Below are 15,683 nucleotides of genomic sequence, written 5' to 3' on the forward strand. Positions count from 1 at the left end.
CCTGAGCTGGCGCAATCTTCACGGAACCCGCCCGCCGCCCCCACGCTGTGTGCCATGGTGGTCGCCGGGCCGCCCGGACCGTCTCGTCCGCCCGGCTCCGACACAGTCGACACAGACACCGGGCGCGGCCGCACCGTGCTCGGAGAGGGCGGGAGTCCGTGGGGGGACAGCGCGCACAGGTCATCGACGACCGCGAGGGCGAACCGGCACCTCCCGGCGTCGCGATCCCGGCCGGGCCACCGCCCGAACTGGTCTTCAAACGCCGGCTGCGCCCCGTCCAGGTCGCCCACGAACTGTGGGCGGCAAGGGAGTTGGTGCGCGCGCTGGCCGAACGCGACCTGCGGGCCCGGTACAAGCAGGCGGTGCTCGGCTTCGCCTGGGCGGTGCTCACCCCGCTCGCGCTGTGCGCCATCTTCACCCTGGTGTTCCACCGTGCCGTCAAGATCGAGACCGGCGCCGCCCCGTACACGCTGTTCGCCTATGTCGGCCTGATCGTCTGGCAGTTCTTCAGCAACACGATGAACCAGGGCGCGCTCAGCCTGGCCAACAACCTCAGCCTGCTGAACAAGGTGTACTGCCCGCGCGAGGTGTTCCCGCTCGCCACCATGCTGGTCGCCACGGTGGACATGGTGATCGGTGTCGGCGTGCTCGCGCTGATGTTCCTGGTGTTCTGGACCGCCCCCGCCGCGACCTTCCTGTGGGCGCTGCCGCTGCTGCTGATCCAGTTCGCGTTCACCTACGGCATCGCGCTGATCCTCTCGGTGGCCGTGGTCTACCTGCGCGACGTCCGCCACCTGCTGCCGATCATCACCCAGATGGGAGTGTTCGCCACCCCCGTCGCCTACCCGCTGGCCAAGATCCCGCACCGGCTGCAGGAGATCTACGTCGGCGTCAACCCGCTCGGCGCGGTCATCGAGGGCTACCGGAAGGCACTGCTGTACGGCGAGGCACCGGACGCCCGGATGACGCTGATCGCGGCGGTCAGTTCGCTGGTGTTCCTGGTCGGCGGGTACCTGTTCTTCAAGAAGCTGGAAACGGGGATCGCCGATGTCGCGTGACTACCCACTGGGCACCATCCGCACCGAACAGGTCTGGAAGCGCTTCCGCGCCGACCAGCAGCGGATGCTGCTGCGCGACCGGGTCGAACAGGCCGCCCGCCGGCTGCGCGGCGACCGCGGCGAGGACTGGCGCTGGGCGCTGCGCGACATCAACCTGCACATCGAACCCGGCGAGTCCGTCGGCCTGATCGGCTCCAACGGGTCAGGAAAGTCAACCCTGTTGAAGATGCTCACCCGGGTCATGTACCCGTACGCGGGTGTCATCGACGTGCGCGGCCGGATCGGCGCCCTGATCGAGATCCGGGCCGGCATCCACCCCGACCTGACGGGCCGGGAGAACATCTACCTGTTCGGCGCGCTGCTCGGCCTCAAGCGCCGCGAGGTCGCCGGACGCTTCGACGACATCGTCGAGTTCGCCCGGCTCGGCGGCGCCATCGACCGGCAGGTGAAGTTCTACTCGTCGGGCATGCAGATGCGCCTCGGCTTCGCGGTCGCCGCGTACCTGGAGCCGCACGTCCTGCTGGTCGACGAAGTCCTCGCCGTCGGCGACGCCGTCTTCCAGCAGCGCTGCCTGGACCGGATGCGCGAAGTCGCCGAACAGGGCACCACCATCGTCTTCGTCTCGCACGACCTCCCCGCCGTCCAGTCGATCTGCCGGCGCGGCGTCTGGCTGGAACAGGGCACCGTCCGGGTGGACGCCGGCATCAAGGACGCGCTGGCCGGCTACCGCGACTCCATCGAGGCCCAGTCCGAGGCCACCGCCCGGGTCGGCGAGCCGCTGCAACTGCTGAAGTACGAGGTGCGTGGCGAGGACGGCGAGGAGACTCTGCACACCGACGAGCCCGTCACCGTCGAACTCACCCTCGGCGGCGACTACCGCGGCGACGCCACCCTGCACCTCGGCGTCAGCGAAGGCACCTCCAGCCCGATCTTCCAGATCAGCCACGAGATCCGACTGGCCGGCGGCGACCACCGGGTGGCCTGCGTGATCCCCCGGCTGCCGCTGCCGCGCGGCCGCTACACCCTGTGGACCGGCGTCTACTCGATCGGCAAGACCGACGGGGGCACCCTGATGAGCTGGCACTCCGCCGGCCAGTTCGACGTGTTCGGCCCGATGCTGGACACCCCGCCGCGCGCGGTCGTGCTCGCCGCGCCGGTCTTCGTACCGCACCAGTGGGAGGAGTGACCGTGCGTTCGGTCCGTGTCCTGGTCCACCTCAACAACCTGGCCCTCGGCGGAGCCCAGCTCAACGCCGTCGACATCGCCCGCACCCTGCGCGACCGCGGCCACCAACCCGTCCTGTTCGCCCAGGGAGTCGACGGCCCCGCGCCACTCGTCGAACTCGCGGCCGAACACGACCTCGACCTCGTCGTCGCCGGCGACCCCGACACCCCGCACGCGGTCATCCGCGCCCGCCTGAGCCGCCTCGCCGACGAACACGGCTCCCAACTCGTCCACGCCTGGGAGGTCCGGGCCGCCCGCAACGCCTACTTCGGCCCCGGCCGACAGGGGCGCCTGCCGATCGTCACCACCTTCTACGGCATCCGGATGCTCCGCGGCATGCCCCGCCACCAGCCCCTGGTCCTCGGCCTCGGTGCACTGATGGGCGACGCGCGGGCCTTCGGGCACCGCGACCTGCGACTCATCGAACCCCCCGTCAACACCGTCCTCGACGCCCCCGGATCCGTCCCCGGCTCCCCCTTCCGCGCCGAAGTCGGAGCCGGGGACGGCCAGTTGCTGCTGTGCATCGTCACCCGCCTGGTCTCCGGGCTGGAGAAGGACGCCGGCGTCCGCCGCACCATGGCCGCCGTCCGCCTGCTCGACGACCCGTCCCTCGTCCTCGTCGTCGTCGGCGGCGGCCCCAGCGAGGAGCCGCTGCGCGCCGAAGCCGCCCGCCTCAACACCGAACTCGGCCGCGAGGCCATCGTCTTCACCGGCCAGCGTTCCGACCCCCGCCCCGCCTACGAGGCCGCCGACCTCGTCCTCGGCATGGGCGGCTCCGCGCTGCGCGGCCTGGCCTTCGCCAAGCCCGTCATCGTCCACGGCGCGAACGGCTACACCGCCATCCACGAACCCGGCCCCCTGGTCGAACCCCACGCCTCCCGCTGCATGTACGGCCAGGGCGACGGCCCCGCCGACTCCAAGGCCCTCGCCGCCCAGATCCGCGTCCTGGCCGACTCCCCGGATCGCCGCGCCGAGCTCGGCAGTTGGGGCCGCGACTGGGTGGTCGGCCGGTTCTCCCTCGACCACGTCTCCACCGCCTTCGAGGAGATCTACCGCGAACTCCTCCGCCAACCCCCCGGCCGCACCGCCTGGCTCCGCGACCTCGAGCAGATGACCCGCTACGAGTACGTGAAGCCGACGGCCCGGCGGTTGCTCACGCGGTAACGGCCGGCCGCAGCAGGAGGGTGACGAAGCCGAAGCCGTCGCGGTACTCGGTCAGCCACTGGTGGCGGTGGCGGGTGGCGGCGGCGAGGGCCTGGTCGCGGTCGGGGCCCGGGGGCTGGTCGAGGGCCCAGTCGGTGAGGGAGCCGGTCCAGGACCATTCGTAGGTGTCGAGCTCTTCGCGGGTGGAGGTGTGTCCGGCGATCGGCCACCAGCCGGCGGTGCGGAGGGTGGCGAGGACGCCGGACAGGTCGGTGAGGTCGTCGCCGAAGAACTCGCGTGCGTGGTCGGTAGGCCGGCCGTCCTCCCAGTAGCTCTCGCCGAGCAGCAGGGTGCCGCCCGGGGCGAGCAGCGGGCGGACGGCTTCGAGGGTCGGCAGCAGGCCGCCGAAGGCGTACGTCGCGCCGACCGAGAGGACGGCGCCGAAGGAATCGGCGGCCTCGAACTCCCGTACGTCGGCGTGGTGCAGGGCGAGACGGCCCTCGACGCCCGCGCGTTCGGCGGCCCGCCGGCCGTCGTCGAGGGCGGCCGGGTCGATGTCCACGCCGATGGCCTGAAGGTTGGGGTGCATGGTCAACGCCCGTACCAGCCAAGCGGCTTCGCCACAGCCGAGGTCGAGGGCCGAGCTGTTCGGGCAGCGCCGCAGCTGGCGTTCCAGCAGGCGGTGCACCGACGCGTCCGACAGCGGGGCGGCCACGGGGTGGCCGCGGTGGGCGATGCGTCCGATCTCCTGACGTTCCATCAGTCCATCCTGCCCTCGGCGCGCTGCGGGTGCGGGTACGTCCGGCCCTTCCAGGCCGCGCCGCGTCCGCGCCAGTGCTGGACGGCGGAGTCGACCGTCATCAGCAGGTACAGCAGCGCGGTGAAGGGGAGCAGTGGGGCCTCCGTCACCGGACGGCCGTAGTAGCGCAGCATCGGCGCGTACGTGCCCGCCATCACCGCCCACCCGGCGAACCCGGCGCCGGCCGTCCACCGGAAGCCCCCGAGCAGACCGGTCACGGCGGCGACCGGCGGTACCAGGTAGATCAGCGTCAGGCCGAGCACCGTGCCGAGCAACAGCAGTGGGGAGTAACGGAGTTGGGCGTACGCGCTGCGGGAGACCATCCGCCACAGCGGCGACAGCCCGGGGTAGGGGCGGACGGAGTCGACCCGGTCGGCGAGCCCCAGCCAGGTGCGGCCGCCGGTGCGCTTGACCGCGCGGGCGAGTGACACGTCGTCGATCACCGCGCCCCGGATCGCCGCCACCCCGCCCGCCCGTTCGAGGGCCCGGCGGCGTACCAGCGAACAGCCGCCGGCCGCGGCGGCGGTGCGGGAGGCGGGGCGGTTGGAGCGGCGGAACGGGTACAGCTGCGCGAAGAAGTACACGAACGCCGGGACGATCAGCCGCTCCCAGCCGGACGCCACCCGCAGGCGGGCCATCTGCGACACCAGGTCCAGGCCGTGCCCCTCGCCCGCCGCGACCAGCGCTCGCAGGGAGCCGGGCCGGTGCGCGATGTCGGCGTCCGTCAGCAGTAGCCACTCGGCGTGGCCCGCGTGCCCGACGCCGTGCCGCAACGCCCACAACTTGCCCGTCCAGCCCTCGGGGAGAGCTGGGGGAGTGGTCACCTCCAGCGCGAGCCCCGGACCGGCCGCCGCCAGCGCGAGCGCCAACTCGGCCGTGCCGTCGGTGCTGTGGTCATCCACCAGGACCACCCGGGCCCGGCCTGGGTACTGCTGTGCCAGCAGCGTCGGAAGGGAGAGCGGCAGCACGCCGGCCTCGTCGCGGGCCGGCACCACGGCCACCACGTCAGGCCACCGCGACGGCTCCGGCCCCCCGGGCGGCAACCGCTGATCGGTCCGCCAGAACCCGCCGTGACACACCGCCAGCCACACCCACGCCGCCAGCGCCACCACCGACACCCACCACAGGACGGTCACCCCGGCAGTCTGCCCCACCGGCGGCGGGGCGACCCCGAGGCGCGACGGGCTGCGACGGGCTGCGACGGGCTGCCGCGAGGCCGCGGGGCGCGGGCGGGTGGGTGTCCCGGCGGGGTGTTGCGGGGATCGGCGGGTGGCAGCCGGTCGGCGACAGGGGGGGCGGTGCGGTCGAGGGTCCGACCGGGCGGCGATCAGCGCGGGCGCCGTCGTGGTCGGGGGCAGGGCCGGCAGCGCGATCGGTCGGTGGTGCGCGACGCCCGGAGGGTCAGACGCGGGCGCCGATCAGGATCTCGCCCTGCGGGTAGTTGAGGGCAGCGGTCTGCAGCGCGGCCGGGCGGCCGGAGTGCAGGACGGTGAGGGTGCCGGCGCCCGGGGCACCGGGGGAGACGCGGCGCAGCGCCTGGGCGGCGACGGCGTCGGCGGAGCCGTGGAAGCGGGCGGGGACGGCCAGCGCGGAGGCGATGCGGTCGTCGACGAGCTCGTAGTGGGTGCAGCCGAGGACGACGTCGGTGGTCGAGGCGGGGGTGCGGGCCGCGGCGTAGGCGATCGCGGCGGCAATGGCGTCCTCGTCGGCGTGCTCGACGGCCTCGGCCAGGCCGGGGCAGGCCACCTCGTGGACCTCGGTGGCGTCGCCGCCGAATTCGGCGATCAGGCCGCGCTGGTAGGCGCTGCCGGTGGTGGCGGGGGTGGCCCAGATGGCGACCACGCCGCCCGCCGCGGTGGCCGGCTTGATCGCGGGGACGGTGCCGATCACCGGCAGTTCGGGCTCGAACTCGGCGCGCAGCCGGGCGAGCGCGTGCACGGTCGCGGTGTTGCAGGCGACCACCAGCGCGTCGGGCCGGTGGGCGACGGCGGCGCGGGCGCAGGCGAGGGCGTGCTCGGTGATGTCCTCGGGGGTGCGGGGGCCCCACGGCATGCCGTCGGGGTCGCAGGAGATGACCAGGTCCGCGTCGGGCCGCAGGCGGCGCAGCGCGGCGGTGGCAGCGAGCAGTCCGATTCCGGAGTCCACGAGGGCGATCTTCACGAGCAACGACTCTACTCCCTGACCGGCACGGACCCCGGCCCGGCCAGTGGGGGGCCACCTGCACCGCGCACAGGGGCCGAGGCCCGCCCGCCGCCCGCGTTTGCGGCAGGCCGGAACCCGTCTGCACGATGGCCCGGCAGAGGAGGAGTGCGCCATGAGCAGCGAATCCGAGACCGGTGCCATCCCGGCCTACGTGTACGCCACCTACATCCGGGCCACCCCGGAGCAGGTGTGGAAAGCGCTTACCGACCCCGAGCTGACGGCCCGCTTCTGGGGCCACGCCAACGTCTCCGACTGGCAGGCCGGATCCACCTGGGAGCACCGCCGCACCGACGGCTCCGGTACGGCCGACGTCACGGGCCATGTGCTGGTGGCCGAGCCGCCGACCCGGCTGGTGCTCACCTTCGAGGACCGGCCGGACCTGTTCATCGACCAGGCCGCCACCGTCACCTTCCTGATCGAGCCGGGCCGGGACATCGTCCGGCTGACCGTCACCCACGAGAAGCTGCGCGACCGCACCGCGCTGCGGGCGATCTCGCACGGTTGGCCGGCCGTCCTGGCGAACCTGAAGTCGCTGCTGGAGACGGGAGAGCCCCTGCCGCAGGAGCCGTGGGAGATGGCCCCGGGCGGGAGCTGAACCCGGATCTGCTCCGTCCGGCTGACGTGCGGGACGGCGCGGCCGGGTCGGGTTCTCGCCGGATACACCGTGGTTCGCCTCGGTACCGACCGCGCGTGACGGCCCGGTCGATACCGAGGCGAACCGTTACGCCTGGGCGCCCAGCAGGCGCTGAACCGCCGGCTCCAGGCCCGACAGGATGGTGTCGAAACGGCGGGTCGAGGTGGTGGAGTCCACCTGGAGACGGCTGATCCGCAGCGGGTGGGCCGGCAGCCGGGGGCCCAGGCGGTGGTCGGACAGGAAGCCCAGCCGGTAGCCGAGCTGGCGCAGCACCGCGTCCGCCCGCTCGTCGAACCCGCCGTCCGGGTAAGCGAACGCGGACGGGGCCTCGCCCAGCCAGTGGGTCAGCGCCCGGTGCGCGCCCGCGATCTCCGCGTGCACCGTCGCCTCGTCGCAGCGCCGCAGCGACGGGTGCCCGAGGGTGTGGTTGCCCACCGTGACGTCCGCCTCGCGCAGCGCCCGCAGGTCCTCCGGGTGCAGCTGCTCCTGGGCCGGCGGGCGGCGGGACGCGGAGACCCGCAGCTCGGCCAGGCTGCGGCGGCGGTCCGGGTCGGGCAGCGCCTTGAGCAGCGCCAGCACCCGCGCCGGGTCCCCGCCGCGGGGCAGCAGCCGGGCCCGGCCGCCGTGCCGGGCCAGGAACGCCGCCTCGTGCCACCAGAACGGCTGCTCGGTGCCGACCATCTCGGCGATCACGAACGCGGCCGCCGGGATCCGGCGCGCCACCAGCTCCGGCAGGGCGTGCCGCAGCACGGTGCGGTCCGGGTCGTCGAAGGTCACCAGCACCGAGCGCGGCGGCAGCGGCCGGCACTCGGCCAGCGAACGCTCCACATCCTGCACCGACACCGGGGTGGCCAGCCGTCGGAGCCGGTCGAGCTGGGCGCCGAACGACCGTGGATCGGTGATGCCGTGATAGGCGAGCACGGCCAGCCGCTGCGCGGCCCTGGCCCGGAACAACGGCTGGGCCGGGCTGAACCGCAGCCAGCTGCTCCGGTCCCGGGGCTGGTCCGGCGCGACGGCGGGCGCGGCGACAGCGGGTACGGCGGCAGGCTGGGGCGGGGCGCAGACGGCGGCGGCGGTGGTGGCGGTGGCGGTGGCGTACGGCACGGTTCCCCCCTCGGTCGCCGGCATGCGGCGTGGCGGTACCGTCGGCAGGCGGAGCCCGGCCTCCGACCCCGGGAACGGCGGCTCCGCTCCCGAGTGATCTAGCCCGCGGCGGGTACTCCCAATCCCGCTCGTCGGACGGCTCCTGGATCGCTCAATGTAGTGGAGACCACCGAAGTGGCGGGATGGTTGTACGGCGGACGGCGAGATTTCGCGGGCGCCCCGGAACGGCCGACCGGAACCGTCCGAACGACCGCGCGGAACCGTCCGGACGGCGGACGGGGGAGTCGGCCGCTCGACCCTTGCGGGACCGGGCCGTGCCTCCTGACCAGGGCCCAAAGGCCGTGGCCCGGTGCGCGGGGCCGGGTTACCGTGGAGGGCATGGCAGACACCCCAAGTGATCGCGCCGCTACGCGCTGGTCCACCGTGTTCGGCGGCTGCGCCCTGCGCCGCCACCAGTTGCTGCTGTCCCTGGTCGGCGCGGGCTGTGTGGTGCTCGGCATCCTGGTCGCCGTGCTGGTCCCGGAGAGCGACGGCCCGGGCTGGGTGATGGCGGTGGCCGGCTGCCTGGCCACCGGGGTGCTGCTGCTCGCCCGGGTCGGCCTGGCGCTGCTGCGGCCCGGCCGCGACGCCGCGTCCTGACGCCCCGCGCCGCGTGCTGACACCCCGGGGCTGACACCCCGCGCCTGACGCCCCCGGCGACCGGCTCCCGGAAGGGGCGAACCGGCCGGGCGACCGGAAGGTGTCGGCCAAACGGACAGTGCCGGTCAGATCGACCGATTTTCGGCTTACCTACGCACTTCTTTCACGTTTCCCCAGCAGTGACACCACACTTCCCCCTACTGTGAAACCCATCGCCCGCGCAAGCCGCGGGCCGGGGGAGTTTCACCAGGGGCCGGTGCGGGGGCACCGCGAGGGGGGACGTCATGGCGAGCACCGCCGGCGACGCCACAGGCATCAGGACGAAGGTCAAACAGCAGCTGGCCCGCGCGGCCGGCCGCGCTCCCGGCGAGGGCGCCACCGTCCTCATCTACCACCGGATCGGCGGCGGCACCGCCGACGAGCTCGACCTCGCCACCGCCGACTTCACCGCCCAGGCCGACCTGCTCGCCGAGCTCCCGCCCGGCCGCGTGGTCCCGCTGGACACCGCCGCCGACCGGCTCGACGCCGGCCTGCGCACCCCCAGCACCGTCCTCACCTTCGACGACGGCTTCGCCGACACCTACGACACCGCCTGGCCGATCCTTCGCGAACGCGGCCTGCCGTTCACCGTCTACCTGGCCAGCGGCATGGTCGGAGGCCCGATGCGCTGGGAGGGCTCCACCGCCAAAGGCGCCCCCGCCACCGGGCTGAGCTGGGAGCAACTGCGCGAGATGGCCGCGTCCGGGCTGTGCACCGTCGCCAACCACACCCGCAGCCACGCCCGCCCCGCGCTGCTCACCACCGGCGAACTCGACGCCTGCGGCGACGACGTCGAGGAACACCTCGGCACCCGCCCGCGCCACTTCGCCTACACCTGGGGCACACCCGTCCCGCACATGGAGGCCGCGCTGCGGGCCCGGTTCCGCACCAGCGCCACCGGCCGGGTCGGGCGCAACCTGCCGGGGGGCGATCCGGTCCGCTTCCACCGCGTCCCGGTCCGCCGCACCGACCCGATCGACTTCTTCCGGGCCAAGCTCCACGGCCGGCTGGTCCCCGAACGCGCCTACGCCCGGATCGTCGCCACCGCGAAGGCGGTGGGCGCCCGTGCCTGAGCCCTTGTGGCTACGGGGCGAGGGCGGGCGGCCGCTGCGGGTCGCCCACCTCACCACCGTCGACATGTCGCTGCACCTGCTGCTGGCCACCGAACTGGCCGTCGACGTCGAACACGGCCTGGCGACGTACGGCCTCAGCGCCCCCGGCCCCTACCGGCAGCGGGTCGAGCAACTCGGCGTCCAGTACCGGCCGCTGCCCTCGCTCACCCGCGCCTGGCAGCCCGCCGCCGACCTCGCCGCCGCCCGCGAACTGCTCGCCGCGCTGCGCGAGATCCGGCCCGACGTGCTGCACACCCACAACCCGAAGACCGGCGTCCTCGGCCGCGTCCTCGGGCGGCTCGCCCGGGTGCCGGTCGTCGTCAACACCTGCCACGGACTCTGGGCGCAGGCCCACGACCCGCTCGCCAAGCGGTTGCTGGTGCTCGGCGCCGAAGCGTTCGCCGCCCGGTTCTCGCACGCCGAGCTGTACCAGAACGCCGAGGACCACCGCACCCTCGCCCGCTGGGGCGTCCCCGCCCGGCGCGCCCGGGTGGTCGGCAACGGCGTCGACCTCGACCGCTTCCCCGCGCCCGGGCCGGAACGGGACGCGCTGCGCGCAGCAGTAAGGGAGCAGCTGGGCGTACGGGACGACGAACTGCTGGTCGGCGGAGTCGGCCGGCGGGTCGCCGAGAAGGGCATCCGCGAATACGCCGAAGCCGCCCGGGCACTGGCCGGCAAGGCCCGCTTCGTGTGGATCGGACCGGACGACCCCGACAAGCCCGACGCGCTGCGCGCCGCCGAAGCCGGACTCGAATTCCTCGGCAGCCGCGACGACATGCCCGCCGTGTACGCCGCGCTCGACGTCTTCGTCCTCCCCTCCTACCGGGAAGGGTTCTCCCGCTCCGGCATGGAAGCCGCCGCCAGCGGCCTGCCCATGGTGCTCAGCGACATCCGCGGCTGCCGCGAGATCGGCACCCACGACCAGCACCTGCTGCTCGCCCCCGCCGCCGACGCCGCCGCCCTCACCGACGCGCTCGACCGGCTCCTCACCGAGCCGCACCTGCGGACCCGCCTGGGCACGGCGGCCCGCCGCCGCGCCCTCGAACAGTTCGACCAGCGCACCGTCGCCCGGATCTCCCTGGAGACCTACGCCGCCGTCGCCCACCGGCGCGGCCTGCCCTGGACCACCGACTGACCCGGCGCCACCCGCACCACGTTCACCGCCTTGCCCCGAGCGCCACCGTCACGCGCGCCAGCAGCCCGGCGCGCCCACCACCAGCCCCGGCAGGGGCCCACCACACCACCACGCAGCAACCCACTGGGGGAGAAATGAAGCGAGGGGGGGACCTCGCGGTCACCGCACTGGCCGGGATCATCGCCGTCCCGCTCGGCCTGGTGATCGCCCTCCTGATCCGCGCCACCATGGGCGGACCGGTGATCTTCCGGCAGACCCGCTCCGGCCGCCACGGCCAGGAGTTCCGCATCCTCAAGTTCCGCACCATGCGCGACAAACGCCACCCGGACGAGCCCGATGCCCCGCGCATCACCCGCCTCGGCGCGCTGCTGCGGAAGACCAGCCTCGACGAACTCCCACAACTGTGGAACGTCGTCCGCGGCGACATGGGCGTCATCGGACCCCGCCCCACCCTGCCCGAACAGGTCGTCCACTACTCACCCCGGCAACGCGGCCGCCTCGCGCTGCGCCCCGGCCTCACCGGCTGGGCGCAGATCCGCGGCCGCAACTCGATCAGCTGGCCCGAACGGATCGAACTCGACCTCTGGTACATCGAACACCGCACCCTGCTGCTCGACCTGCGCATCCTGGTCGGCACCGCCAGGATGCTGCTGCGCCCCACCGGCATCACCGCGGCCGGCGGCGTCAACCCGGGCTTCCCGGTTCCCGCCGAGGCGCCTGCCCCGGCCGCGCCGCGGGTGGTGCTGCCGCGACAGGCCACCGCGGCCGCGCCCCGGCTGGCCCGGGAGGAGCTGCGCGGCTGACAAAAACGATTCGGCGTGTGCGGCCGGGCGGCAGCGGCTCACCCCGCGGCCGTCCGGTCTGCCGTATGGTCCGGGGCAGTCGGTGCGAGTGGAGGCGGGGCGGGATGCTGTGGATCGCGGGTGCGGGTGGGGTCGGCCGGGAGGCGCTGGACGTCGCGATCGCGGCGGGTGTGCCCGTCGCCGGGTTCCTGGACGACCGGCTGGCGGGTGAGCGGGTGCGCGGGCTGCCCGTTCGCAAGCCCGGTGAACTCCCCTCCAGGGCACCGTACTTGATCGGGATCGCCGATCCGGCGGTGCGGGCCCGGCTGGCCCTGCTGCTGGACGCGGCGGGCGGCAGCCCGGCCACCCTGGTGCACCCGCGGGCGATCGTCGCGCCGGAGACCGAACTCGCCGCCGGCTGCCTGGTGATGGGCGGCGCGCACGTCTCCAGCAGCGTCGTCCTCGGCGCGCACAGCCAGGTCCACTACAACGCCACCGTCGGCCACGACGCCCGCCTCGGCGCCCGCGTCACCGTCTACCCGGGCGCGAACGTCTCCGGCGCCGTCCTGCTGCACGACGACGCCACCGTCGGCTCGGGCGCCGTCGTCCTCCAGGGCCGCGCCGTCGGCCCCGCCGCGTTCGTCGGCGCGGGGGCCGTCGTCACCCGCGACGTGCCGGCGCGCACCACCGTGATCGGCGCCCCGGCCCGGCCGATGCCCTGATCGGCGCCGGTTAGGCTCCTGGGCATGGGAATTCCTGTGTTTCTGGCCGAGCTGCGCGAACTGGTGGGCCACCGGCCGCTGTGGCTGTCCGGGGTCGGTGTGGTGCCGGTGGACGAGGACGGGCGGGTGCTGCTCGGGCGGCGGGCCGACAACGGGGAGTGGTCGCTGGTCGGGGGGATCGTCGATCCGGGGGAGCAGCCCGCGGACGCGGCGGTGCGGGAGTGCCTGGAGGAGACGGGCGTGACGGTGCTGCCGGAGGCGCTGACCTCGGTGACCGTCTCGCCGGTGATCGAGTACCCGAACGGGGACCACGCCCAGTACCTGGAACTGACCTTCCGCTGCCGCCCGTTGGCGGGGGAGGCGCGGGTGAACGACGACGAATCGCTCGAGGTCGGCTGGTTCCACCCGGACGCGCTGCCCGAGCTGGACGCGTCCGCACGCAAACGGATCGAGCTGGCGCTGGCCGGAAACAGCACGGCGTACTTCGAACTGGGCGAATCCTGACCGGCTGACCGCCGTGCCCCCGGAGCGCGCAACGGCGCACCCCGGGGCGGCAGTTCGCGCCGGGCGGCGGCTCAGGGCGTCCGGAACCAGGCCGCGGTGCGGTGCAGGCCCTCCGACAGCGGGACGGGCCGTATGTCGGGGAACAGCTCGCGCAGGCGGGAGTTGTCGGCCTGGGAATCCCGGACGTCCCCCGGCCGGGGATCGACGTGCTCGGCGGCGACCGGCTCGCCCAGCGCCTCACCGAGCAGGGCGATCAGCTCCAGCAGGGTGGTGCGGGTGCCGAACGCCAGGTTGACCGGATCGGCGCTGACCACCCGGCGCAGCACCGCCTCGGCGAGCACCTGCGCGACCGTGCCGACATAGGTGAAGTCGCGGCTCTGCAGACCGTCCCCGTGGACCGTCACCGGCCGGCCGCGCAGCGCCGCGTCGAGGAAGGCCGGGACGACGGCGGCGTACGCGTGGCCGGCGGGCTGGAGCGGGCCGAAGACGTTGAAGAAACGCAGCGGGAGCACGCCCAGGCCGTAGCAGTGGTGGTAGGCCCCGAGATACGCCTCGGTGGCGAGCTTGGAGACCGCGTAGGGGCTCATCGGCGCGGTGCGCATCGACTCGCGCTTGGGCAACTCGCGGTTGGCGCCGTACACCGAGGACGAGGACGCCGCCGCCACGTACAGCCCGCCGGCCCGGCGGGCCGCCTCCAGCACCTCCAGCGTGCCGGTGGCATTGGCGTGGTGGCTGGCCAGCGGCGCCGCCACCGAGCGCGGCACCGAGGGCAGCGCCGCCAGGTGCACCACCGCGTCCGCCCCCGTGAACGCCGCGTCCAGCAGCGCCGGGTCGAGGATGGTGCCCTCGAACAGCGTGACGTCCACCCCCGCCAGGTTGGCCTTGCTGCCGGTGGACAGGTCGTCCACCACCCGGACCTCCGACACCTCCGGACGGGCCGTCAACTCCCGGGCCAGATTGGCCCCGATGAACCCGGCCCCGCCGGTGATCACCACTCGCATCGCCGCACACCACCCCTCCGCCGGGCCCCGGGGATCCCCCCACCGGGCCGATGCGCCGACTCTAGCCGCGCGTCCGGGCCCACCGGGCCGAAAACCCGGTCAGTCGCACCCAAACCGTCCCATCGGCCACAATCCCGTACGACGACCGGCCGAGAACGGGCAGCCGCACGGCGGGTTTCAGCGCTTCGGGCGCCGCCCGGCCTCCTCCGCCGCGTTCAGCACCGCCGCCAGATCGCCGCCGGCCGTCGCGGTCGCCACCGCCGCCACCGCGCCCTCCACGAACGGCGCGTCCGCGAACCGCACCGGGAACGGCAGGAGGTGCTCGTCGGCCTCGCTCAGCAGCGCCAGCACCGTGTCGACCGCGCTCTCCAGGTCGCACAGCACCACCACGCCGTGGCCCTGGTCGACCCGCCGGGCCGCCGTCGCCACCAGCACCGCGCTGGTGCCCAGACCGTCCGCGATCGAGCCGCCGGTCGCCACCACCGGCGCCGGATCGCCCGACTCCGCCACCGCCAGGGCCAGCGCCCGCACCGCGTCCGCCACCTCGTGGCTGTGCGAGACCAGCACCACGCCGACCCGCCCGTGCCCGGCCGGCCGCGACGGCCGCGGCACCGTGGGCGTCGGGGCGGGCAGCGTGCCGGTCGCGGTGCCCGCCGCCGGGGCGGACGGCGCGGTGGTGATCGGGATGACGTCGGCGCGGCTGCCGTCCCGCTGGTCCATCGGCTGCTCCCCGGTGTGTGGCTGACTGATCGCCACCCATCCCTACCTCGAACGGGCCCCCGTGGCCTGCCTTTAGCACAGGTGTCGGCCGGACACGGCCGGATCGGACCATCTCGACCACCCGCGGGGCAGACCCGGCGCGATCCGCCGAACCCGCCGCCCGCGATGGCTAGGCTGGCCGCTCGAACACCGACAGAGACCGACACAGGTCGGCTGTCGGCACAGATCGGCAAGGGCCGGTACGGCAGCGGAGGGAGCACCACCATGGCGGCACAGGCGGCGGACCGGCGCAAGATCGAGCTGGATGTGAGCGGAGCCGAGTGGCAGTCCGCGAACGACGACCCGAACGGTGTGCAGATCGCCTTCGTCGACGGCTACATCGCGATGCGCAACGGCGCGGAGCCGGACGGCCCGGCGCTGATCTTCACCCCCGCCGAATGGCGGGCCTTCGTCCTCGGCGCGCGGGACGGCGAATTCGACCCCAACCGGCAGACCCAGGGCTGACCACGGCCGACGAGGGCGCCGGCACCCCGTACGGTGGCCGAACTCGGCACCCACCGGGCCGAATTCGGCCCCCCCGGTGTCGAATTCGGCCGCACGCGGGCGGATTTCGGCCGTTTCGAAGGTGACCGGTACGCCCGGACTGCCCTGATCCGCACCCGTCGAAACCGCTCGCGAAGGTGACGAGCGGGCATACTCCGAGGTTACAAAAGAGTTCTGATGGGCCGAAACTTGTTGACTGTCCGACAAGCCTGCCAGAGAGTAAGAGCAGGCAGACGCCGTGCCGACCGCCCCCACGCGGTCTGGCACGGCGCCCGCTTGTGCTGCCCGTCACCGGCGCCGATGACGGGCCCTCCCACCCAGA

The 15,683-nt window shown here is 74.0% G+C and carries 17 protein-coding genes; 11 read left to right on the plus strand and 6 right to left on the minus strand.

Annotation, left to right across the window (positions count from 1 at the left end; all coding sequences use genetic code 11):
* Positions 1-158: 158 nt before the first annotated feature.
* Genes ACIHEI_RS29280 through ACIHEI_RS29290 form a run of 3 tightly spaced genes read left to right on the plus strand, consistent with a single transcriptional unit; the run spans position 159 to position 3,446 of the window.
* Positions 159-1,058: an ABC transporter permease gene (locus ACIHEI_RS29280; protein WP_387648510.1), complete on the plus strand. Its 900-nt coding sequence runs from the start codon at positions 159-161 to the stop codon at positions 1,056-1,058.
* A complete protein-coding gene (locus ACIHEI_RS29285; protein ID WP_396608783.1) occupies positions 1,048-2,244 on the plus strand; it encodes a polysaccharide ABC transporter ATP-binding protein in 1,197 nt (398 codons plus the stop codon). The genes ACIHEI_RS29280 and ACIHEI_RS29285 overlap by 11 nt, the downstream gene beginning before the upstream one ends.
* Before the next feature lie 2 nt (positions 2,245-2,246).
* Positions 2,247-3,446 carry a glycosyltransferase family 4 protein gene (locus tag ACIHEI_RS29290; RefSeq protein ID WP_396608784.1) on the plus strand — a complete coding sequence of 400 codons (1,200 nt, stop codon included), beginning with the start codon at positions 2,247-2,249 and terminating at the stop codon, positions 3,444-3,446.
* Here the strand turns inward: ACIHEI_RS29290 and ACIHEI_RS29295 are convergent.
* The 3 genes from ACIHEI_RS29295 to ACIHEI_RS29305 form a co-directional block, all read right to left on the minus strand.
* Entirely contained in the window at positions 3,436-4,185 is a 750-nt protein-coding gene (locus ACIHEI_RS29295) for an SAM-dependent methyltransferase (RefSeq protein WP_396608785.1), read from the minus strand. The genes ACIHEI_RS29290 and ACIHEI_RS29295 overlap by 11 nt on opposite strands.
* Positions 4,185-5,360: a glycosyltransferase gene (locus ACIHEI_RS29300; RefSeq protein WP_396608786.1), complete on the minus strand. Its 1,176-nt coding sequence runs from the start codon at positions 5,358-5,360 to the stop codon at positions 4,185-4,187. The genes ACIHEI_RS29295 and ACIHEI_RS29300 overlap by 1 nt, the downstream gene beginning before the upstream one ends.
* Positions 5,361-5,625: 265 nt before the next feature.
* Positions 5,626-6,384, minus strand: a complete 759-nt coding sequence (locus ACIHEI_RS29305; protein ID WP_392955015.1) for a glutamate racemase — start codon at positions 6,382-6,384, stop codon at positions 5,626-5,628.
* A gap of 154 nt (positions 6,385-6,538) precedes the next feature.
* Here ACIHEI_RS29305 and ACIHEI_RS29310 point away from each other — a divergent pair, with 154 nt between their 5' ends.
* On the plus strand, positions 6,539-7,021 hold the full coding sequence (locus ACIHEI_RS29310; protein WP_387648494.1) for an SRPBCC family protein: 483 nt from the start codon (positions 6,539-6,541) through the stop codon (positions 7,019-7,021).
* Between the two features lie 126 nt (positions 7,022-7,147).
* On the opposite strand, the gene ACIHEI_RS29315 is transcribed toward ACIHEI_RS29310, so the two are convergent.
* Complete coding sequence (locus ACIHEI_RS29315) at positions 7,148-8,188, minus strand: polysaccharide deacetylase family protein (protein WP_396608787.1); 1,041 nt, start codon at positions 8,186-8,188, stop codon at positions 7,148-7,150.
* 354 nt (positions 8,189-8,542) lie between these two features.
* Here ACIHEI_RS29315 and ACIHEI_RS29320 point away from each other — a divergent pair, with 354 nt between their 5' ends.
* The 6 genes from ACIHEI_RS29320 (at position 8,543) to ACIHEI_RS29345 (ending at position 13,097) form a co-directional block, all read left to right on the plus strand.
* Complete coding sequence (locus ACIHEI_RS29320) at positions 8,543-8,803, plus strand: hypothetical protein (RefSeq protein WP_387648490.1); 261 nt, start codon at positions 8,543-8,545, stop codon at positions 8,801-8,803.
* A gap of 284 nt (positions 8,804-9,087) precedes the next feature.
* Positions 9,088-9,915 carry a polysaccharide deacetylase family protein gene (locus ACIHEI_RS29325; protein ID WP_396608788.1) on the plus strand — a complete coding sequence of 276 codons (828 nt, stop codon included), beginning with the start codon at positions 9,088-9,090 and terminating at the stop codon, positions 9,913-9,915.
* The gene (locus ACIHEI_RS29330; RefSeq protein ID WP_396608789.1) at positions 9,908-11,089 is read left to right on the plus strand and encodes a glycosyltransferase; all 1,182 of its coding nucleotides are present in this window, start codon (positions 9,908-9,910) and stop codon (positions 11,087-11,089) included. Before ACIHEI_RS29325 ends, ACIHEI_RS29330 begins: the two co-directional genes overlap by 8 nt.
* Positions 11,090-11,223: 134 nt before the next feature.
* Positions 11,224-11,892, plus strand: coding sequence for a sugar transferase (locus ACIHEI_RS29335; protein ID WP_392955005.1), 669 nt, complete (start codon positions 11,224-11,226; stop codon positions 11,890-11,892).
* A gap of 104 nt (positions 11,893-11,996) precedes the next feature.
* On the plus strand, positions 11,997-12,593 hold the full coding sequence (locus ACIHEI_RS29340; RefSeq protein WP_396608790.1) for a NeuD/PglB/VioB family sugar acetyltransferase: 597 nt from the start codon (positions 11,997-11,999) through the stop codon (positions 12,591-12,593).
* 24 nt (positions 12,594-12,617) lie between these two features.
* A complete protein-coding gene (locus ACIHEI_RS29345; RefSeq protein ID WP_387867455.1) occupies positions 12,618-13,097 on the plus strand; it encodes an NUDIX domain-containing protein in 480 nt (159 codons plus the stop codon).
* Positions 13,098-13,168: 71 nt separating this feature from the next.
* On the opposite strand, the gene ACIHEI_RS29350 is transcribed toward ACIHEI_RS29345, so the two are convergent.
* Complete coding sequence (locus tag ACIHEI_RS29350; protein WP_396608791.1) at positions 13,169-14,098, minus strand: NAD-dependent epimerase/dehydratase family protein; 930 nt, start codon at positions 14,096-14,098, stop codon at positions 13,169-13,171.
* 177 nt (positions 14,099-14,275) lie between these two features.
* Positions 14,276-14,710 carry a PTS-dependent dihydroxyacetone kinase phosphotransferase subunit DhaM gene (locus tag ACIHEI_RS29355; RefSeq protein WP_387648674.1) on the minus strand — a complete coding sequence of 145 codons (435 nt, stop codon included), beginning with the start codon at positions 14,708-14,710 and terminating at the stop codon, positions 14,276-14,278.
* Between the two features lie 372 nt (positions 14,711-15,082).
* Here ACIHEI_RS29355 and ACIHEI_RS29360 point away from each other — a divergent pair, with 372 nt between their 5' ends.
* Positions 15,083-15,322 (plus strand): DUF397 domain-containing protein, encoded by a 240-nt coding sequence (locus ACIHEI_RS29360; protein ID WP_392954999.1) that lies wholly within the window; start codon positions 15,083-15,085, stop codon positions 15,320-15,322.
* Positions 15,323-15,683: the final 361 nt, after the last annotated feature.

Origin of the sequence: Kitasatospora sp. NPDC051984, assembly GCF_044593455.1 — a bacterium.
Taxonomy (GTDB): domain Bacteria; phylum Actinomycetota; class Actinomycetes; order Streptomycetales; family Streptomycetaceae; genus Kitasatospora.